1 protein-coding gene is annotated in these 24,172 nt (G+C 62.5%); it reads right to left on the bottom strand.

Going from position 1 to position 24,172, the window contains the following annotated elements; genetic code table 11:
- Positions 1 to 12: 12 nt before the first annotated feature.
- Entirely contained in the window at positions 13 to 24,030 is a 24,018-nt protein-coding gene (locus tag ACFWAD_RS22735) for a non-ribosomal peptide synthase/polyketide synthase (protein WP_378547961.1), read from the bottom strand.
- Positions 24,031 to 24,172 lie beyond the last annotated feature (142 nt).

Genomic DNA, 24,172 nt, shown 5'->3' with positions numbered 1-24,172 from the left:
AGCCCGAGCGACTCAGGACATCCCGCGAATCCTCTCCAAGCTGTGCGCGATCAACGGACCAACAGTCTCGAGCGCAGCGGGTGAGGTGATGTCCCAGTGAGTGCACTCGACGGGATGATTCACGATATCCCCGCTCACGTACGCACGCCATGAATCGGCTCCACGGTTCAGCCACGGATCATCCAGCGCTGCAGTGAAGTACAGCACGTCACCATCGAAGATCCCCGGCTGATAGGTCTTCATCAACGTGTCGTTGTGCTGGGCCGCAAAGACAAGCCTGCCGACGTTTTCGGTAGTCAGTTCACCCATGGCTTGCGCGAACTCGAGTCCCATATCCGAGACGTCTTCTGCGTCCGAATCTTCAGTGCCTTCAGTGTCTTCACTGTCTTCACTGTCTTGACTGTCTTCAGTGGCACGGGCGAAGCTGTCCAGCATCACCAACGAATCGACCGACTCGCCCGCTGCCTGCAATTGCACCGCCATCGAATGTGCGATCACTCCGCCCAGCGACCAACCGGCGAGGTGGTAGGGGCCTTCAGGCTGGATTCGCCGCACCTCCTCGATATACCTGACAGCGGTGAGTTCGATGGACTCCGGCAACGGGTCCCCGGACGAAACTGCCGGAGTTTGGATTCCGTACATCGGAGTTGCCGAATCGATATACGGCGCCAAGCCGGTGTAACTCCAGGCCAGGCCGATGATCGGATGGACGAAGAACATGGGCGGCCGTTCACCGGTGGTTCGAATCGGGAAGACTACGTCCAGCGCACCGGCAGTGTCTTGTCGGGAATCGATACGCATCGCAATCGACGCCGGAGTCGGCTCGGTCATCAACCACTGCAGCGGTATCTCGCGGGCGAGGGAAGCCCGCAGCTTTGTCACCACCCGAATCGCCGACAGTGAGTTGCCACCGAGTTCGAAAAAGTTGTCGTCGGCGCCGATGTCAGCGATTTCGAGAACCTCAGAGAAGGCCCTGGCCACAGCGATTTCCGAAAGTGTGCTCGGTTCCCGATACACGATCTTCGACGCAAAATCAGGAGTCGGCAATGCCTTCTCGTCGACCTTCCCTGTCGGTGTTGTCGGCACCTTGTCGATGAAGACGACGGCACTCGGGATCATGTGACGCGGTAAGAACTCGGATACGAATGCGATGACGTGGCCCGCCTCCGGCGCAGTTCCCGGTGCCGGCACGACGTACGCCACCAGCGCCGTGTCCCCGGACGGTGTCCGCTTGCCGAGGGCCATGGCCACATCGACGTCCGGGTGGGCGTGCAGTGCCGCATCTATCTCACCGAGTTCGATGCGGTGACCACGAATCTTGACCTGACTGTCGGTCCTGCCCCGATACTCGATGGTGAGTTCGGGTGTCCACGCTGCGATGTCACCCGTTCGATACATACGATCCCCCGGCTGCCCATGCGGATTGGGAACAAATCGGGTCGCCGTGAGCACGGGCTGATCGTGGTATCCCCGGGCTAGAGCCGGCCCCGACACGTACAGCTCACCCGGTGTCCCGATCGGCACCGGTAGCAGTCGAGCGTCGAGGATCACCGTGCCGAAACCGCGTACCGGCGATCCGATCGTGACCGGCTTGCCCGCGACAAGATCACCGACGGTGGAGATGTCGGTGGCCTCGGTTGGTCCGTACCCGTTGAGCATGGTTCGACCAGGCTGCCAACGATTGACCAGTTCGGAGGAAACCGCTTCACCGCCGACACCGAGAACGCGAAGCTCCTCGAGCCCTTCCGGTTCCATCGACGTCAACATCGCCGGGGTGATCAGTGCGTGGGTGACCTCGCGGTCGATCATGAACCGCGACAACTCGTCGCCGCCGAGAATGGAGGGTGGTGTGACGACCAGAGTCGCCGCCGCGGAGAGCGCCGACATCATCTCTCCGACCGACATGTCGAAGCTCGGTGAGGTGTTGTGCAGGAATCGTGAGTGCGAGTCGACGCGATAGTGCTCACGACGTTCAGCGGCAAGGTTCGCGAGACCACCGTGGGTGACTACGACTCCCTTCGGCTTCCCCGTCGAACCCGAGGTGTAGATCATGTATGCCGGATTGTCGATTCGTGCGGGTGTGTCGAGAGGGCTCACCGGGGCTGCCACCAGTTCTTCGGCGATGTCCTCGAGAATCAGCCATTCGACGTCGTCGGGCAGGAACCGACGATGCTCGGCAATCGTCACACCGAGCTTTGCCCGAGAGTCTCCGAGGATGTGCTCGATGCGCTCGGCCGGATAGCTCGGGTCGACCGGCAGATACGCGGCACCGGTCTTGGCCACTGCCCAGACTGCGAGCACAGACTCGAGTGATCGCGGAAGAGCGAGAGCCACAAATGTTTCCGGCGAGACTTCTCGTTCCAAGAGAACGTGAGCCAGACGGGTCGAGAGTTCGTCGGCTTCTGCATAGGTGACGGCGCGGTCATTCCACAGGAAGGCGATCCCCGTCGGATTCGACGAGACCGCAGCAAAAATCAGCTCGGAAAGCGTCGCCGGATGCGCCGCCGCCAGGCCTCGCACCGGCACCAGCAGGTTCTGCTCGTCACGATTCAGAATGTCGACATGACCGAGAACTCTGGCAGGGTCTTCGGTTAGTTGCTCGAGCAGCATGACGAATCGCTCGGCAAACAATGCAACCGTGGACCGGTCGAACAGATCGGTTGCGTAGGTCAACGATCCACTCACCGTTACCGACTCGGAGTCTGAGCCTTCGGATTCCGTAGTCTCGAACAGCGTCAACGCCAGATCGAATTGAGCTGGAGTGACGTCGAATTCGAGAGCCGACACACGAAGGTCAGGAAGCTCGAAGACAGCGTCCTCGACGTACTCGTAGGCCAGCGCAACTTGGAACAGCGGTGTGTGAGCTTGTGAGCGAACAGGTTTCAGTACATCGACAAGCCTCTCGAAGGGCACATCGACGTGGCCGAATGCGCTCAGATCTCGGTCACGCACCTGATCGAGCAACGCCGAGAACGTCAGTGCGGAGTCGACATCTGTTCGCAGAACGACTGTGCCGACAAACATTCCGATCAAATCCTCGACAGCGGCCTCACCTCGTCCGGACACCGGTGTGCCGACGACGATGTCGGTGCTCGCCGACAATCGCGCCAGCAGCGCCGCATACACCGCGTGGATCACCATGAACACACTTGCGTGATGGAGATCGGCGATCTCACGTACGCGTTCCATGACTTCGGGCGCGATGTCGAAGCGAACCATCGCACCGTTCTGGGTGGCCACCGCCGGGCGTGGTCGATCGGTCGGCAATTCCAGTACGTCCGGGATCCCGTCCAACGTTGTTTTCCAGTAGTCGATTTGAGTCGATGCGATGCTGTTCGGGTCCGCCTCGTCACCGAGGAGCGCCCGCTGCCACAGCGCAAAGTCGGCATACTGGATCTCCAGCGGCGCCCAGAAGGGCGGCTGGCCGGTGAGCCGCGCCGAGTAGGCAACCATCACGTCTCGAGCCAACGGCGCCATGGACACACCGTCCGCACTGATGTGATGGACCGACATCACGAGCACATGCTCGAATTCTTCGACGCGGAACAGCTTCACCCGAATCGGGACCGAGGCTGTGACGTCGAAGCCCTCGGAAAGGATGCCGAGTACGTGCGTGTCGAGATTGCCTCGGTCGACATCGATCGGATTCAGATCGAACTCGACGTTTTCGGGTGGCAGGATGACCTGGACGGGGCCGTCGCCGTTGTCGGGGAACATCGTTCGCAGCGACTCGTGGCGTGCCAGGACGTCGCCCACCGCACCACGAAGTGCAGGGACGTCGACGGCACCTGAGAGTCGGATAGCCAACGGAATGTTGTAGGCCGCAGACGCGACGTCGTATTGATTGAGGAACCACATCCGATTCTGCGCGAGCGAGAGCGGGATCGGTTCTGGGCGTGCGTGCGCAAGGAGGGCGAGCCGATCGGCACGCTCTGCATTATCGAGTGCCGCAGCAAGTTCCACCACGGATGGATGATCGAACAACGCGCGAAGCGGTAACGCGCTACCGGCGTGTTGATTGATGCGGCTGATGAGTCTGGTCGCATTCAGCGAATTACCACCCAACACGAAGAAATCATCATCCAACCCAACCCGCGACCCACACCCCAACACCACCGCAAACGCAGCAGCCACCACCAACTCCGAACCAGAAACCGGCGCCCGAAACACCCGCGAACCAAAAACAGGCTCCGGCAACGCCTTCCGATCCAACTTCCCCGCACTCGACAACGGGAACTCATCAACGACAACCACCACATCCGGAACCATGTACGACGGAAGCACCAACCCCACCGCAGCCCGCGCCCCCACCGAATCCACAGAACTACCCGCATCGGCCGAGGACCCAGCCGTCACATACCCGACCAGACGACTCCCCCCATGCACCACCACCACAGCACCCGAAACACCCGGCAACCCAGCCAACGCCGACTCGACCTCACCGAGCTCGATCCGCACCCCACGAATCTTCACCTGAAAATCCGTCCGACCCAAATACACCAACGACCCAGCAGCACTCCACAACGCACGATCACCCGTGCGATACATCCGAGCACCCACCACAAACGGATTCGCCACAAACCGATCCGACGTCAAATCCGGACGCCGATGATAACCACGCGCCAACTGCGCACCATCGAGATACAACTCACCCGCAACACCCACCGGCACCGGACGCAACCGCGAATCCAACACATACCCACGCGTATTCCACACCGGCGTCCCGATCGGCACCACCCCAGACACCGAACCCACAATCCGATGCGCCGTCGTCGTAATCGCCGCCTCCGTCGGACCATACGTGTTATGCACCGCAGCCGACGTCAACGAACCCAACGCCACCGCAAGCTCCGGCGTCAACTCCTCACCACCGGCAAACAAATGCCGCAACGACCCCAACGCACCACCAAAACCATCAGCCACCAACGCCGCAAGCACCGACGGAACGAACTCCGCCACCGAAATCGCATGCTCGACCATCACACCCGCAAGATAATCCAACTCACGATGCCCACCCGGCCGCGTCACCACCAACCGCGCACCCACCGTCAACGGCAAAAACGACTCCCACACCGACACATCGAACGTGAACGGAGCACGCGCCATCACCCGATCATCCGCACCAACCCCATACTCCCCCGCCAACCACGCCAACTGATTGACAATCGCCCCATGACTGACCGACACACCCTTCGGCCGACCCGTCGACCCCGACGTGAACATCACATACGCCGCATTACCCGACCGCAACGGCGCCACCCGATCACCATCAGAAACCGGACCACCCGACAACCCACCCACATCAAGACCATCAAGAACAACAACATCCACACCCGCCGGCAACACACCCACAAACGCAGAAACAGTCAACACCAACCGCGGCGCAGCCGACTCAACCACAAACCCGATCCGCTCCACCGGCAACTCCGGATCAATCGGCACATACGCACCACCCGCAGCAACAACCGCATGCATCGCCACGATCATCTCCACCGAACGCTCCACCGCAAGCCCCACCAAAACATCCGGACCCACACCACGCCCGATCAACCACCGCGCCAACCGATTCACCCGCACACCGAACTCGGCATACGTCAACACCACATCACCGAACACCACAGCAACACGACCCGACGACACCTCAACCGCAGCCGCCACCAAACCCGCCAACGTCACATCGTCAACACAACGATCCGTCTCATTCACACCCCCCAACACCAACCCACGCTCAACCACAGACTCCACGGCAAACAGTTCCACTCGCCGATCCGGTTCTGCGACAGCGGTAGTCAAAACCGACTCGAACGCGAACATGAGACGTGAGGCAGTGGATTCCTCGAACAGATCCGTGGCGTACGTCAGCGCAACGACGAGCCCGGAAGGTCGACCGTCGTTGTCGAACTGTTCGGCCGCAACAAAATCGAGGTCGAACTGAGTGCTGACCACCGCAGGTTCGATGCTCTCGATGTGCAACCCGTTGAGAGTCAACTGTGAATCGAGATGGTTCTGTAGTGCGAGGCCGACCTGGAAGAGCGGTGAATACGACTGCGAACGAAGCGGATCGAGTGCCTCCACCAAGCGCTCGAACGGAACGTCACTGTGGGCAAAAGCCTGCAGATCGGCGTCGCGGACTCGGGAGAGCAAGTCGGTGAACTGCTCACCTGGGTCGACAGTGGTGCGCAACACGACGGTCCCCACGAACATGCCGACCAGGTCGTCGAGCACGCGTTCTCCGCGGCCGGCCGTCGGCGTCCCGACGGCAAAGTCGAGATCGCCGGTGAACCGCGACAGTACAACAGCCAGAGCCGCATGCAACACCATGAACGGCGTAGCGCGGTGCTGCCTGGCCAGTTCGGAAATCGCTTGTTGCAGTGCAGGTTCGAGACGAGCGTTCAGAACCGCTCCACGACCGGAAGCCACCGCGGGGCGGGGGCGATCCAACGGGAGTTCGAGGACGGACGGCAATCCGTCGAGTGTGTCCGACCAGAACGCGAGTTGTCGCGAGATCAGCGAGGTCGACGATTCTTCCGAACCCAACGTCTCGAGCTGCCACAACGCGTAATCCGCATACTGCACCTCCAGCGGCGCCCACGACGGCACCGCACCCCTGGACCGCGCCTCGTACGCCACCATCACATCACGCGTCAACGGCCCCATCGAGAAACCGTCACCCGCAATGTGATGCACCGTCATCGCCAGAACGAACTCGAACTCCGCCAACTGCACCAGCGACGCTCGAACCGGAATCTCGGATGTGAGGTCGAACGACACACCCAGTACACCGGCCAGCACGTCGTGGAGCGAATCCTTCTCCACCGCAATGATGTCGAGAACGTCGAGAGCGTCAGGTGCTTCGACAACCTCCTGGTATCCCGTCCCGTCATGCTCCGGGTACACGGTTCTCAAGACCTCGTGACGAGCGACCACGTCGGCGATACTTGCGCGCAACGCCTCGACATCCAACGGACCGGCGAATCGAAGAACCACCGGGATGTTGTACGCCGACGAATCGGGATCGAAGCGGTTGAGGAACCACATACGAGTCTGCGCTGGAGAGAGCGGAATCCTTGTCGGCCTCGGCTGTGAGCGCAGCGCGGGTCGGCGCGAAAGCTCGGCGGTTTCCACCACGGCTGCCAACTCTGCGACGGTGGGCGACTCGAAGACCACACGCACCGGCAAGTCGGTGCCTGCGACGGCGTTGATCCGCCCGAGCAACCGAGTTGCACTGAGCGAATTGCCGCCGCGTTCGAAGAAGTCGTCGTCGACACCCACTTCGTCGGTCTTTCCGTCACCGAGGACCTCGGCAAAAGCGGCAGCTACCGACAGTTCGGCCGGTGTGGTCGGTGCGCGGAAACGACGTGCCTCGAAAACAGGCTCCGGGAGCGCATGTCGATCTACCTTGCCCGTACTCCCCAGCGGCAGGGCGTCGAGTGTCATCAGGACTGTCGGCACCATGTAGCCGGGCAGGGCGGCGCGCAGTCTGGTCAGGATGGTCGACTTCTCGACGGCCGAGCCCGCGGCCGCAGTGACGTAACCGATCAGGTGTTGTTCGCCGGTGTCAGATGTCGTGACTGTGACTACCGCATCCTGAATCGAGGGGTCGGCACGAAGCGCTGTTTCGATCTCACCGAGTTCGATGCGGAAGCCTCGGACCTTGACCTGGAAGTCTGCACGCTCGAGGTATTCGAGACTGCCCGAGGCATTCCACCGAACCAGATCGCCGGTTCGATAGAGGCGCTCACCCGATCCGTTCGGATCGGCGACGAAACGGGTCGCGTTCTGCCCCGGATCCCCGATGTACCCGCGGGCCAGCTGAACTCCCGCGAGATAGAGCTCACCTGCAACACCGACCGGAACCGGGTGAAGGCGGTCGTCGAGTACATGCAGTCTCGTGTTCCACGCGGGAGTTCCGATCGGAACGGTTGCCACGTCGACATCGCTCGTTCGGTGTGCCGTGACACTGACCGCAGCCTCCGTGGGGCCGTACAGGTTGTAGACCTGCGCCGAACTCTGATCTCGCACATGCTTGGCGGTCTGTACCGGCAGGGTCTCACCGATGCACAGAATCCGAGTGAGAGAACTCGGCAGCCGACGCTCGGATGCACTGAGCAGTGACAACATCGAGGGAACGGCATGCAGCGTCGTCACCTGCTCGCGCTCCATCAGCAACGTGAGGTAATCACCGTCCTGCTGTGCTCCTGGCTCGGCGAGAATCAGGCAGGCACCGGTTTGCAACGCCCACCAGTACTCCCAGACGGACAGATCGAAGGTGGCTGCGGTTTTGACGAGCACACGGTCATCGGCATCGAGAGGGAACTGATCCTGCTTCCACAAGAGTTGATTGGTGATCGCTCGATGGGAGATCGCTACGCCCTTGGGCTTTCCGGTGGATCCGGAGGTGTAAATCGCATACGCGATGTTGTCCGGGCTCAGGCCCGCGAGGCGTTCCGAGTCCCGAATCGGCGATCCGTCGATACCGTCCAGCCCGAGAGTATCGATGTTCACGACGTGGTACTGCCCGCCCAGCGAATCGTGAGAAGTGTTCAGAACAACTGCGGGCGCTGCGGATTCGAGGATGTGAGCCGTGCGTTCTGCCGGCTGATCCGGGTCGAGCGGAACGTAGGCCCCGCCTGCCTTCACCACCGCGTACATGGCAACGACCAGTTCGACGGAGCGCCGAAGATTGAGCGCGACAGTCACTTCCGGACCGACACCGATTCCGATCAAATACCGCGCCAGGCGGTTGCATTCGGCATCGAACTCGGCATAGGTCAGACGACGGTCACCGAGAACCAGTGCTTCGGCGCTCGGTGTTCTGCGTACCTGGGCGTCGAACAGATCCGCGAGGGTCGTCTCCGGAACGACGGCGTCGGTGTTGTTCCACGTGTCGACGGTGGCCGCGACCTCTTCGTCGCCGAGCAGAGCGATGTCGCCCACCGGAACGCCCGGGTCACGCCCGATCGAATCGAGAACGCGCAGCAGCCGGTTGGCGAATGTCGCCACCGTGGATTGGTCGAACAGATCTGTTGCATAGGTGAACGACGCCGACATCGAACCCGAGTCCCCAGGGGTGACGGTCAGGTGGAGGTCGAACTTCGCCGTCTCGACTGGGGCGCCAACTGCCGCGATCTGCAGTCCGGGTAGTGCAAACATTGTCGGCGTGAGGTTCTGGAAGGACAGTGCCACCTGGAACAACGGATGGCGGGCTGTCGATCTGACCGGATCGATGATCTCGACGAGCCGCTCGAACGGCAGGTCCGCGTGTGCGAAGGCGGCGAGATCCTGATCGCGGGTGTGGTTCAGAAGTTCCGTGAACGGCGCAGCCGTGTTCACCTGGGTTCGAAGCGCCAAGGTGTTCACGAACATCCCCACTAGTGCGTCGAACGACTCGTGTCCTCGTCCCGCGATGGGCGAACCGATGGTGATGTCGGCGCTGTCTCCCAGCCTTGCGAGAAGTACGGCGAATGCGGCGTGGACGACCATGAACAGGCTCGAGCCTGATCCGACGGCAAGATCACGCAGTCGATCGGCGGTGTCCGAGCCGATCGTGAAGTGAATCTCCTTGCCGCGATAGCTCTGACGGGGCGGACGCTGCCGGTCCGTCGGCAGATTCAGCAGGTCCGGAATTCCGGCGAGCGTGGACGTCCAGAACTGAATTTGCGCCTGAGCATCACCCGAGGGTTCGGATTCGGTCCCGAGCAGATCGTGTTGCCAGAGAGCGTAATCCGCGTACTGCACGGGCAGCGGCGCCCACTGCGGCGCGTCACCCCGAGAACGCGAGGCGTAGGCACCCATGACGTCGGTGGCCAGGGGTCCGAGTGACGATCCGTCGGATGCGATGTGATGCATCACGACGGCGAGAACATGCTCGGTCTCCGAGATTCGATACAGAGCCGTCCGCAGTGGTACGGCAGTCGTCACGTCGAATCCGGTGCCGGCAAGAGCGAAAAGCCGTTCCAACGCTTCGGCTTCGGTGACGTCCTCCGGTATCAGATCGAGATCCACCGAAGGCGTTGTCAGGATCTCCTGACGGGGTCCGTCCGCGGTATCGGGATAGTAGGTGCGCAGGGACTCGTGGCGTTCGACGACGTCGAGAAGCGCGAGCGCCAATGCCGGCGCGTCCAGGGTTCCGCTCAGACGAAGCGCGAGCGGTAGGTTGTCCGTGGCTGCCGCGGTGTCGAATCGATTGAGGAACCACATCCGAGTCTGCGCCGGCGAGAGCGGAATACGTTCGGGTCGCGGTCGCGCTTCCAATCGAGGCTGATCATCGCGTTCTGCCGAGTCCGCCAGCAGAGCGAGTTCTGCGACAGTGGGAGCCTCGAACAGCGCTCGAACGCCGAGTTTGATCCCGAACGAGGTGTTGACGCGGGCAATCCCCCGAGTGGCACTGAGCGAATTTCCACCCAGCTCGAAGAAACTGTCTTCTGCTCCGACGGCGTCGGTTCCGAGAACGTCGGCAAAAGCGCTGGCGACACGAATCTCTGCATGTGTGGTCGGCGTCCGGAACGTCGCCGAGGCGATGAACTCCGGAGCGGGAAGTGCTGCGCGATCGAGCTTCCCGGCCGGAGTCAGGGGTAGCGATTCCAGCACGATGACAGCGGTGGGCACCGTGGCACCGGGCAGGATCGCTGCGACGGCGTCGAGGATGGACTCTGCCGACACCGCGTCCGCGACGATCACGTATCCGACGAGTTGATCGCCGAGAGTGTCGTGACGATGAACGGCGGCAGCGGCGGCACTCACTCCACGGACGGAGGCGAGCGCTGATTCGATCTCCCCCAGTTCGATGCGGAGTCCGCGAAGCTGAACCTGGGCGTCGGATCGTCCGATGTACGCCAGTTCGCCCTGGTCGGTCCAGGTGACCATGTCGCCGGTCCGGTACATCCGCGCGCCTGGTGCACCGAAGGGGTTCGCAACGAAGCGTTCTGCGGTCAGCCCCTCGCGTCGGTGGTACCCGCGTGCCAAGCCGGGGCCCGACAGATACAGCTCGCCCCTGACCCCGACGGGTACGGGTCCGAGGGCGGAATCGAGGACCAGAACGTGGGCACCTTCGAGCGGAGTACCAATCGTGACGGTCGAGAGTGAACGGTCATGGTGTTGCACACCGTCACCCACCGGAGCCGTGGTACCGAGAAGCGCCCCGGTCTTGGTGATGACGATGGTGCTCTCGGTCGGCCCGTAGCTGTTGAAGAGTCGTGTCTTGCTGTGAAAGCGACCGAGCAGCTGTGCTGGGAAGACGTCGCCACCGAGCACGACGGTTTCGAGGTCGGAGAGCGTTCCAGCCTCGACGGTGGTCATAGCCGCCGGCGCTGTCACCACGTGGGTGACGCGGTGACGGCGGATGACGTCGGTGAGTTCGTCGCCGGCGATGACCGATGGCGGTGTGATCACCATCGTCGCACCGGCGGTGAACGCGAGGATCATCTCGAACATGGAGGCGTCGAAGCTCGACGACGAGAGTCGCAGAACCCGTGAGTGTCGAGATGCCGCCAGATCGGTGCGGGTCCGAGCGGAGAACACAGACAGTCCTCGGTGGGTGACAGCGACGCCCTTGGGCAGACCGGTCGAGCCTGACGTGTAGATCAGGTAGGCAACATGATCCGTGTGTAGCGTGCGGATCCGATCGGCATCGGTGACCTGCGCCGCGGAGTAGCGATCAAGGTCGAGGTCGTCGATCTCGATCGTGTCGATACCGCTCGGAAGTGTTGGTGCTGTCTCCGAGTCGGTGACGACGACCAGCGCGGCGGAGTCTCGAAGCATGTGAGCGATGCGCTCGTCGGGGTACGTCGGATCCACTGGAACGTAGGTTGCGCCGCTCTTGGCAACGGCCCACAGCGCGAGAAGGGATTCGGCCGACCGCGCAAGAGAGACAGCAACGGCTGTTTCGGGGCCGGCGCCGCGCTCGATGAGGATCCGCGCCAGCTGGGAGGACCGCGAATCCAGTTCGCTGTAGGTCATCTCACCGCACGACTCGGAGACGATTGCCACATCTGCGGATTCCGAGTGTGTGGTCAACAGATCCGCGAGAGTGAGGATCGGCGTGGCTGCCGGACCGAATACGGAAGTCAGTCTGGTGTATTCGTCCTCGTCCAGTAGGTCGATATCCGCGATTGTCGTTTCGGGGGCCGCGACAATCTGCGCGAGAATCCGTCGGAACCGGTGTGCAAATCCGTCCACGGACGCGCCGGTGAAGAGATCTGTGGCATACGTCCAGGTGAGATTCATCGAATCAGCGTGCTCGACCATCGTGATCTGGATGTCGAACTTTGCCGGAACGACTGCGGTGTCCACAGCTTCGATCTCGAGACCGGGCAGTGCGAACGCAGCGGTTCCCTCCTGCTCCTGAGAAAGCGCCACCTGAAAGATCGGCGCGTGGGCCTGGGATCGAGCGGGCTGCAGTATGTCGATCAGCCGCTCGAAAGGTAGGTCCGCGTTTTCGAATGCGGCGAGGTCGGTGGCTCGCACCTGCGCCAACAGATCCAGGAACGACGACGCCGGCGTGAGACGGCTACGCAGGGCCACCGTGCCGACGAACATTCCGACCACGTCGTCGAGCGCCGGTTCGCCGCGTCCGGAAATCGGTGTCCCGATCACCACGTCATCGGTCGCGCCGAGGTTGGACAGAAGTACCGCGAGGGCGGCATGGAGCACCATGAAGGTTGTGGCGCCGTGTGTGCGGCCCACCTGCTGGACAGCACTGACCATCTCGGGCGTCAACGCCAATTCGGTGCTCGCTCCGCGCAGCGACGCAAGCGCTGGGCGCGGGAAGTCGGTGGGCAGTTCGAGAAGTTCCGGCGCTCCGGCCAACTGGTCACGCCAGTACTCGGCCTGCGCGGAAGCAACACTGGTCCGGTCACTTTCCGAACCGAGGACCTGGTGCTGCCAGAGGCTGTAGTCGGGATACTGAACAACCAACGGGGCCAGTGACGGCTCGGTTCCCGAACGCCGTGCCGAGTAGGCGAGAACAAGATCCCGGGCGAGCGGCGCCACTGAGGCACCGTCCGCGGCGATGTGGTGAACCACGGCGACCAGGATGTGCTCGTCCGCCGAGAGTTCGAACAGGTTTACCCGCAACGGAATTGCTCGGGTGACGTCGAAGCCCTCACGCACAGCGTCGACAATCCGCTCGGCAACCTGTTCGGGAGAAACCACGGTGTGCTGGAAGGGTACGTCTACGGCTCCGAGAATGGACTGGTACGGCCCAGCGGTATCTTCGGGAAAGATGGTTCGCAGGGACTCGTGACGAAGAACGATGTCCGACAATGCTTCTCGCAGAGCCGAGGAATCGAGCTGCCCTCGCAGACGAAGGACGAGCGGGATGTTGTACGCAGGTGACCCTGGATCGTATCGATTGAGAATCCACATACGCGATTGCGCCGGCGAGAGCGGGATACGCTCTGGCCGAGGCCCGGCCGTCAGAGCGGGCCGGGTACCACTCTGCGCACCGTCGACTGCCGCGGCGAGGGCCGCGACCGTCCTGGCGTCGAAGAGGACCCGAACCGGGAGGGAAACTGAAAGTTCGGTGCCGATCCGTCCCATCACTCGGGTAGCACTGAGAGAGTTTCCACCGATGTCGAAAAAGTCGTCCACCACGCTCACCCGGTCGACGGCCAGAACGTCACCGAAGATCCGGCTGATCACCGTCTCAGTCTTCGTGATCGGTGCGACGAACGCATTCCGGCGCACCGTCGGCGCCGGCAGTGCGCGGTAGTCGACTTTGCCGGCCGGCGTCAGCGGGATTTCCTCGAGAACGATCACCGAGGCGGGAACCATGTGTGCAGGAAGTCGGCCGGAGACGAAGGTGCGTACCTCCTCCGGATCCAGATGCTCACCGACGACGTACGAGTTCAGCCCGACGGTGTCGTCTGCAGTCGTCACCGCAGTTCGCACTCCCACGTGGGCGGCGAGCACCGCGTCGATCTCTCCGAGTTCGATGCGGAATCCACGAATCTTGACCTGTGAATCGCTGCGGCCGAGATACTCGAGTTCCGTTCCACGTCGTCGCACCAGGTCGCCGGTGCGATACATTCGCAGCCCCGAACGTGCGGGATCGGCAACGAACCGAGCAGCCGTCAGGTCGCCGCGATGGTGGTAACCGCGGGCAAGTCCACGCCCGCTCAGATACAGCTCACCTGTCACACCGTCCGGAACGGGACGAAGGCGAGAGTCGAGAACATGTGCGACGGTACCGAGAACGGGAGTACCGATGGTGATCCGATCAGTCGCCGACAGGGGCCCAGCGAGGGTTGCCATGACGGTGGACTCGGTGGGACCGTACGCGTTGAACATCTTTCGCGTCGGCGCCCACAGCGCGACCAACGCGGCGTCGCAGGCTTCGCCGCCGACGATCACGACACCGAGATCGGGAACATCTGACGGCTCGACCGTGGCCAGAGCTGCCGGGGTCACAAACGCGTGGGTGATCTTCGACGCCCGCATGAGATCTGCAAGCTCACTGCCACCGTAGATGCCGGTGGGGACAACAAGCATTGCGGCACCAGCACCGACAGCCATGGCCAATTCGAGGACCGAAGCGTCGAAGCTGGGCGAAGCGAAATGCATCGTGCGACTGCAGTTGTCGAGTTGGTATCGCTGAATCTGTTCGTCGACCAACGCCGCCAGCCCCGCATGCGAGACGGCCACGCCCTTGGGGGTGCCGGTCGATCCCGACGTGTAGATGACGTACGCAGTGTGATCCATTCGAATCGGTGACGTGCGATCGGAATCGAGAATTCCAGCGTCGCTGACGTCGGCGCGATCCAACGACTCAGCCGCTTCTTCCGTCAGCGTCAGGGCCGCGCCCGAATCGGTGAGCATGTGATCGATCCGCTCGGCCGGATAGCTCGGGTCGACGGGTACAAAAGCGGCTCCGGTCTTGGCGACGGCCCAGGTCGCGAGGACGGACGTCGCTGATCGCGGAATGGCGATCGCCACTACAGATTCGGGGCCGATTCCTTGCGCGAGGAGTGCCCGCGCCCACCGATTGGTTCGCCGGTCGACGTCGTCGTACGAGAGTTCGAAGTCGCCGTACAGCATGGCCGAACCGCCGTTCGACTTGGTAACCCCGGCGGCAAGAATCTCGGGCAGCGTCAGTTCCGTCAGCGCGACCGTAGAGGCAGCTCCCTGACGTTCGATCTCTGGCATCGTCCGCAGATCGAGGTCGCCGACCACTGATTCAGGTTCGACAACAACCGTGTCGAGAATGGCGGCAAACCGAGCCGCGAGCTCGCGCACAGTCCGCTCTTCGAAGATGTCGACGGCATAGGTCCACGTCGCGGTCACCGAACCGTCCAGGCTTGGCGACGAAACATCTAGTTGGAGATCGAATTTCGAGATCGGCGTGTCCAGCTCAACCTGCGAGACGACAAGGCCCGGAAGCTGCACGGATGGAGTCGGAAGATCGCCGGTCGCGAGTACCACCTGGAAGAATGGGTGGTGCGCCGTCGAGCGAGATGGGTCGAGTACCTCCACCAGACGCTCGAAGGGAATGTCGGCGTGGGCAAATGCCGAGAGGTCTACGTTGCGGGTCGCCTCGAGCAAAACACGGAAAGATGCAGTGGGATCCACCTGTGTCCGAAGAACCACGGTCCCGACGAACATGCCGACGAGGTTGTCGATGGCCTGATCCCCACGTCCGCTGACCGGGGTGCCGATCGCGATGTCGGTCTCCCCCGCCATCCGAGACAGCAACACCGACAGGGCAGTGTGCAACACCATGAACGGTGTTGACCGCGTGCGACGAGCCAGAGATTCGACAGAGCTGTACGTCTGCGCGGAAATGACCGATGACACCGTCGCACCTCGATAGGATGCGACCGTGGGATGCGGCCGATCCGTCGGGAAATCGAGGCGGGTCGACATGTTCGCCAATGCACCGCGCCAGTAGTCGATCTGGCGCGATGCCTCCGAATCCGGATCGTCCTCGGCGCCGAGAGAATCGATCTTCCAGAGCGTGTAGTCCGCGTAGTGGACGCTCAACGGCGACCATTGTGGTGCAATGCCCGCGAGCCTTGATGCGTACGCCGCCATCACGTCCGCGGCCAGTGGCTGCATCGACCATCCGTCGCCACCGATGTGGTGGACGACAAGAACAAGAATGTGCTCCGACGCAGCAGTCCGCAGGAGCGCGACCCGCAGGGGGACTTCAGCGGTGACGTCGAACCCGGCGCCGACCAATTCCCCGATCGCCGCAACAGGGTCGCTGACATCAACCGGTTCGAGCACCACCGGCACATGCGCGAGAATGTGCTGGTACGGCCCGCTCGAAGAATCCGGGTAGAGAGTGCGCAGCACCTCGTGCCGGTCGACGACGTCACTGATCGCCTGGCGCAGAACATCGATGTTCACGTCGCCGGCCAACGAGAGCGCTGCCGCGATGTTGTAAGCACCGGAATCCGGATCGAATCGGTTGAGGAACCACATTCTCTGCTGAGCCGGGGAGAGCGGAATCCGCTCCGGTCGCGGGCGCGGGCCGAGACCGGGCAATCCGGGTCGGTCGCCGCCTGCGACCAATTCAGCCAGCGCACCGACCGTCGGAGCATCGAACAGTTCTCGAACCCCCAGCGAGGATCCCAGCGTCGCATTGATTCTCGCCACGACCCGCGTAGCCGTGAGCGAGTTGCCACCGAGCGCAAAGTAATCGGCGGTCACGCCGATGTTGTCCACTCCGAGCAGCTCGGAAAAGATTGCGGCGATCGTCTTTTCGGATTCGGTGGACGGAGCAACGTAGTCCCCCACCGCCACGTCCGGTTCCGGCAGTGCTCGCCTGTCGAGTTTTCCGTTGGGGCCGAGTGGCATCGAATCCAGGAACACGAAGACGGAAGGAACCATGTAGGCGGGCAGCTTCGCCTGCGAATGACCGGCGAGAAGCGCTATGTCGGTCGCCGAATCAGCCGTGATGTAGGCGACGAGGCGTTCCTCACGTACGACGGTGACGGCGGAGAGAACTCCCGAGAGTTCCAACAGGACAGCGTCGATTTCGCCGAGCTCCAAGCGCTGTCCGCGAAGCTTCACCTGAAAGTCGGTACGGCCCAGATACTCGATCTCGCCGATGGGATTCCACTTGACCAGATCGCCGGTCCGGTACAAGCGCCCGGAACCGAAAGGGTTGGCCACAAAGCGATCTGCTGTCAGATCAGGACGGTCGACATAGCCACGAGCGAGCTGCACTCCCGCGAGATACAGCTCTCCCGGAACGCCGATCGGGCTGGGCGCCAGAAGGCGATCCAGCACGTAGATCCGCGTGTTCCAGACCGGAGCGCCGATCGGCACCGGGCCTGCCGCGGCGGAATCCGTCTCGTGGAACGTCACGTCCACGGCAGCTTCGGTGGGACCGTAAAGATTGTGCAGACGTGCACCGATTCGCTCGTGGAAACGAACGACCGTCGCACGCGAAAGTGCCTCGCCGCTGGCGAACACCTGACGAACGGAGTGAAGCTGCTCGAGGTCTCCGTCGACGAGGAAGACGTCGAGCATCGACGGGACGAAGTGCAAGGTGGTGACACCTTCGCGAGCGATCAGCTCGGACAGGTACCGAGCATCGCGGTGTCCGTCGGGTTCGGCCACGACCAGTCTCGAACTGGTGACGAACGGCCAGAACAACTCCCACACCGAGACGTCGAAGGTGGCCGGTGTCTTGTGCAGCACGACATCGCGCGGCGCGAGCGGGTATTGATGTTGCATCCACAGCAGACGATTGACTATCGCACGGTGCGATATTGCAACGCCCTTGGGCTTCCCGGTGGACCCGGACGTGAAGATCACGTAGGCGATGTGATCCGGGGATACGCTGCCGAGGCGCTCGACGTCTTGGATCTGCCCGGTGGAGTACCGCGAGAGATCGATTTCGTCGAGGAGCACCGGCTTGATCCCCGCAGGCAGAGAAGCCGCATCCTTTCTGGTGGATAGGACTACCGACGGTGCTCCAATGTCGAGCACGTGCCGGATCCGCTCGCCGGGATGCTTCGGATCGATCGGAAGATAGGCTCCGCCGGCTGCGATGACGGCGTGGACCGCGACCACGTAGTGCGCACTCCGTTGCAGTGCGATCGCGACCAGAGACTCGGGTCCGACCCCACAGTCGACGAGGTGACGAGCGAGAGCGTTGACCTGCGAACGGAATTCGCGGTGGCTGACTGTCGTGTCTCCGAACGTCAGTGCACCATCAGACATCTCGACGACGCCCGCGTCGGCGAAGAGTAGATCGAGCAGCGTAGCGTCAGCCAGGGTGTGGGATGTGTCGTTCCACTCGTCGAGTACGAGCCGACGCTCGGCATCGTCGAGATAGTCGATGTCCCGGATGCGGATACTCTCGTCGGTCATCGCAGCGAGAATCAACGCGAGGCGTCGGCCCAGACGCTGGGTGGAGTCGTGGTCCATCGCATCGGGTGCGTACTCGATGGTGAGACGAAGGCTCGGTTCGAGGACGGTGACCAGCGCGAGCGGGTAGTGAGTCGCGTCTGCGACCTCGATGCCCGTGACACGCATCCCTGCGATATCCGTCGCGGATTCGAGCGCCGAACGGTCCACTGGATACGACTCGAACACCGTCAACGTGTCGAACATGGCGCCGGCACCCACCGCCGACTGCACCTCGGCAAGGCCGACGTGATGGCTGTCGAGCAGCCGAACCTGCTGGGACTGAACTTGTTCGAGCAGTTCGGATACCGAATCATCCGGGTTCACTCGAACTCGAACCGGAACAGTGTTGATGAACAACCCGAGAATGTCTTCGACCCCGGTCAGCGACGCGGGTCGACCGGACACGGTGGCGCCGAACACGACGTCGTCGCGCCCGAGCATTCCGCCCAGCAGCAGGCCCCATGCAGTCTGGACGACGGTGTTGACCGTGGCCCCGGTGCGCCTTGCCAACGCGACGATCGCCTCGGTCGACGAGGCTTCCAGCGGAACGTCGACGTCCACGGGAACTGCGTGCACGGAGGACTCTGCGCGCTGTGGTGCAATCACCGTCGGTTCGTCTGCCCCCGACAGCGCGCCGATCCACCTTTCCACTGCCTCGCCTTTGTCCTGTTCGGCGAGCCAGTCCAGATAGCTGCGGTACGAGCGCGCGGGAACCGACAGCGATGTGTCGGCGGCGTAGAGCGAAAGCAGGTCGCGCACCAACAACGGCATGGACCAACCGTCGAAGAGAATGTGGTGATTGGTGACGATCAGGTGCGCGGAGTCCGCACTCTCGTGAACCAGAACTGCACGAAGCAGCGGGGGCGCGCTCAGATCGAACGGCGTTGTGCGCTCGAGTTCCGCGACGGCGTGCGGATCACCGCCGAGCACCTCCCGCCATGGAGTCGTCAAGGAATCGAGAACGAGCTGTGCTGCAACGCCGTTCGAGTCGTACACGAAGGCGGTCCGAAGTGCGGCGTGGCGCTCGAACAATCTCGCGAGCGACCGGTGAAGTCGTTCGCTGTCGACGATCCCGCCCAGGGAAAGAACGATTTGCCCGGTGTAGACATCGACGGTATCGGCGGTGAGGCTGGCGTGAAACTGGAATCCCGCTTGCAGCGGTGACAGCGACCAGATGTCCTCCAGGTAGCCGAACTGCTTCTCCCACAGTTCTATTTCGTCCTGCGACGCTGAGACCAGGGGAACGTCGGACGGTGTGAGACCGGCATGATCTCCAACGGAGGCGACAATCTTCTCCAGTTCGACGCGCCACGCCCGCGCAAGCTCCTCGACTGCACCGGGTTCGAAGATGCCTTCGGGGAAGGCAAATGTCGCCGAGAGGAACTCTCCTTGTGGTCCGTCCATGACGGCGGCATTGATGTCGATGGCGTGGCTGACCGCGAGATCGCTTCCACTGCCGTTGTTGAGATCGATTCCGGCATCGGGAATCCAGCCGGCAGCCCTCAGTTCGTCGCTGAACTCGGCGGTGGACATCTTGCCCAGATAGTTGAAACCGATCTGCGGCTCCGGACCGGTCAGCAACCCTGCGCGTCGGAGCAGCCCGTAACCGATCCCGGATCCCGGTGTGGCTCGCAACTGTTCCTTGACGGATTTCACGACCGCAACTGCGTCCGCTCCAAGTCCGGTGAGATCCATGCGGACCGGGTACGCCGCCGTGAACCAGCCGACGGTCCGGGACAGGTCCGAGCCGGGCAGCACGTCTTCGTCTCGTCCGTGGCTTTCGAGCGAAACGAGCACTCGCTGCGATCCGCTCCAGGTGCGAAATGCCAGGGCCAGTGCGCTGAGTAATCCGTCGTTGACACCGGCCCGATAGTGCGACGGTACCGAGCGCAACAGGTGATCCGTCGTGTCATGGTCGATGTCGACCCGCACGCGACGGAGGGACGATCCCCGGTCCCGGTCCGAATCGAGAGTACGTGAACCGATGGGTGACACACCGGCGGCGACGATCTCGCGCCAATATTCGAGTTCCGCCGACGGTGCCACGTCGGTGAGTCCGTGCGACCAGCGCCGCAGCGAAGTCCCGACCGGCATCAATTCCGGAGTGGCACCGTGAATGATCTGTAGCCACGCAGCGGCGAAGTCGGGAAGCAGAATCCGCCAGGAGACGCCGTCGACGACAAGGTGGTGGATGACGATGACCAATCGGCCCGAATCGTGCGCCGAATCGAGCCAGACGATCTGCGCAGTGACGCCGCGGTACGGATCGAGCCGCGAGGCAGCGTCTGCGGTCGCCTGGGTGAGAGCTTCCTCGAACTCCGAGGTACCGGGTTGCGCTTCGGTGACCGTTCGCCGAACCCACGTGTCGACGACACAACTGGGGGCGATGTCGAATCCGGAGTTGTCGGGCAGCAAGCGCGCGCGAAGAGCGTCATGTCGATCGACAACCACTTGAAGAGTCGCGGCGAGGCGCGAGAGATCAAGTCCGGCAGGAATACTGACCGACACTGCCTGATAGAAGGCATCGATGCTGCCCGCCATGCTCAACATCTTGGTTGCGATCGGGGTAAGGGGGACAAACCCCACTCCCCCACCCGGCAGTTCCTCGAGTACAACGGATTCATCTGCCGGGAGCGCAATTTCGGCCAATCGAGCCACCGTCTTGCGTTCGAACACATCGCGCGGCGTGAAGACGACTCCGGCAGCTTTTGCGCGTGAGACGAGTGAGATCGCGACGATGCTGTCTCCGCCCAGCGCGAAGAACGAATCGTCGACACCGACTCGCTCGACGCCGAGGACAGACGCAGCGGCATCGGCGATGATGCGCTCAACCGGGCCGCTCGGCGCCCGGTAATGCTGAGCCGCCGAACGAAGGTCAGGCTCCGGTAGTGCTCGGCGATCGACCTTTCCAGCCGGGGTCAGTGGTACTTCGGCAAGCGGTACCAGCTGGGACGGAACCATGTGAGCGGGCAGGAATCGAGAGGCGTGTGCGGTCAGAGCCTCTTCGTCGAGGCTGTAACCCGGCTTGATCTTCACGTACGAGTACACGGTGCCGCGGGCCAGCGTCACGACGAAATCGACGGATTCATGTTGTGCAAGTACTGCGTCGATCTCACCGAGTTCGATCCGAAGTCCGTTGACCTGCACCTGAAAATCAGAGCGGCCGACATACGCGAGGGTGAGCTCCCTGCTCCAGCGCACTACGTCACCGGTACGGTACAACCGGGTTCCACCACCGAGGGGATCGGCGACAAAACTCGCAGCGGTCAGCGCCGAACGTGCGTGGTATCCCTGAGCCAATCCGGGGCCACCGAGATACAGTTCACCGGCCACCCCGACGGGCACGGGTCGCAACCAGCGGTCCAGAACCATCAGATGTGCGCCCTGAATGGGTGAACCGATCGTGATTGCATCATCCGACGACAGCGGAGGCGTCGTGGTGATGACGATGGTCGACTCGGTAGGGCCGTAGCTGTTGTAGAACCGGCAGATCGGGCCGAAGCGCCGAACCAGATCCGGCGGGCACACGTCGCCACCGACAACCACCGCTTCGAGATCCGGCAGACCTGTGGCGTCCACGGTGCTCAAAATTGCCGGTGCACTGATGATGTGGGTGACGCGCTCGCTGCGCAGCAGTTCGGTCAGTTCGTCGCCGCCGTAGACATCGGCCGGAGCGATGACCATCGTCGCCCCGGCACTGAACGCCTGGACCATCTCGAAGACGGACGCGTCGAAACTCGCCGAGGAGAATCGCAGAACGCGCGAATGCACGCCGACCCCGAGTTCGGGACGACCCCAGGCAGTGAAATCGACCAACGCATTGTGCGTGACGGCAACACCTTTCGGCGTACCGGTGGAACCGGACGTGTAGATCAGATACGCGGTGTGATCACTTCGCAGAGGCGCCGTGCGGGCGGCATCGTCGACAACGGACTCGTCACCGACATAGCTGAAACCGTCGATCGAGATCCAGTCCAGATCACCGGACAGCGCCTGACGGACAGTCGAATCAGTGAGTCCCACAACGGCATTACTGTCGCTCACCATGTGAGCGATTCGTTCGATCGGGTACGTCGGATCAACCGGAACACACGCGGCGCCGGTCTTGGCAACGGACCACCACGCTATGACGGCATCGATCGATCGGGGTAGCGCGATCGCCACACCGTCACTGGGGCCGACTCCGCGTCGGACGAGTATTCGAGCAAGGACATTGGAACGTCGATCGAGTTCGCGGTAAGTGAGCTGCTGGGTACCGCAGCGCAGTGCGATCCCCTCCGGCGACGCCGTGACACCGCGCGCGAGAATCGAGGGCAGTGTCATCGGCTTCAACGCTGCCGATCCGCGTGCCGGGACGAGCGACATCCGCTCTGCTTCGCTCAGGATCTCGAGATCGAGAACGCGAGTGCCTGGCAGCGCTTGGTTGTACCGAGTCAGCAGGTCGACGTATCGGCGAACATGCACGCCCAGGTCATCCGCGTCGTACAGATGGGGATTGGCTTCGAAATCGATTCGCGGTGCCTCGCCCGAAGCACTCGGATAGATGTTGACCGACAGGTCTTCCACCGGACCCGTCGACAGCACGTGGAATCGACCGGTCACCGACCCAAGAACCACTTCGGGGTGAAAGTTCATGATGTTGATCGCGGGACCGAAGAATCCACGCTCGGCGCCGACGCCTCGATCACGTCTCATGTCTTCGGTGCGATATCGCTGATGCCTGAGCGCACCGGTCAATTCCAGCTGGACTGCCGCGCTCAGTTCGGCAACCGTGGTCGTCGCAGTCACCGAGACTCGCAGCGGAACGACATTGGAGATCATTCCACCCGAACCACGAAGAACCTTGTTCGTTCGCGCGGTCACCGGCAAACTCAGGACGACGTCTTCGGTACCCGTCACCCGGGCGAAGTAGAGCGCGAAGGCAGCCACCGCTGCCGCGGAAGAGAATCCGTCCGCGCTCACCACCGCACTCGCGCCGTCAACTGGTCGGCCGACCACGACCGCACCCGCCGTAGCGTCCATTCGCCTGCCGGCCAGGCTCCCCAATTCGGGAAGCTCTGCCGTCTTGGCTGCCCAGTAATCTCGATCCCTGACGAATCGCGGCGAGCGCTGATACGCGGCCTCGGTCGCGTACACGGCACCCAAATCATGCGCCGAGGATTCTCGGGCCTCGAGGCCGGCGACATCGGCTGAGTACAACTCCGCGATGCGTGTCATGAAGTTCATGGCGCCATAGCCGTCGAGGACCAGGTGATGGATTCGGCAGTACCAGAAGTGGCGGCTTACGCCCACGCGCAGGACGGCAGACTTCACCAATCGGTCGGTGAGAAGGTCAAAGGGGCGGGTGTACTCGTTCCGCATCCACTCGTGTGCAGCAGTTTCCGGCTCGAGCTCACTGCGCAGATCGACGACCTCGACGCTCTGGCTGAGCTCGGGATCGATCTGCTGAAAAGGTTCGCCATCCACCTCGAGCAGTTTCAGCATTCCGGAGCCGAACTCGTGCGCTGCTGTGACGCAGGCCTTTTCGAGCACCGCCGCGTCGAGGGACCCGTCGACGACGACGTACTGCGCGATCGTGATCGGCACATCACTGCGCAGTAGCTGGGCAAACCAGATTCCGCGTTGCGCGCTGGTCAGCGGAAAGGGCTCGAAACGTCGATCAGCATGCACAGCGTCGTTCTCTCATCTGCCGAAAAAAGTACCGACGGCCTGCGTCGATTGCTGTGGTCTTGCGGCGCGAAATGACCGAACCGGCTGCCACTCGACACAGTCCGCCGATTGATCAAAGATAGGGTTGCATAACCTACCCATT

The organism is Rhodococcus sp. NPDC059969, from assembly GCF_042738325.1.
Lineage (GTDB): Bacteria > Actinomycetota > Actinomycetes > Mycobacteriales > Mycobacteriaceae > Rhodococcus_F.
This window is presented reverse-complemented; position numbering and strand designations above follow the sequence as displayed.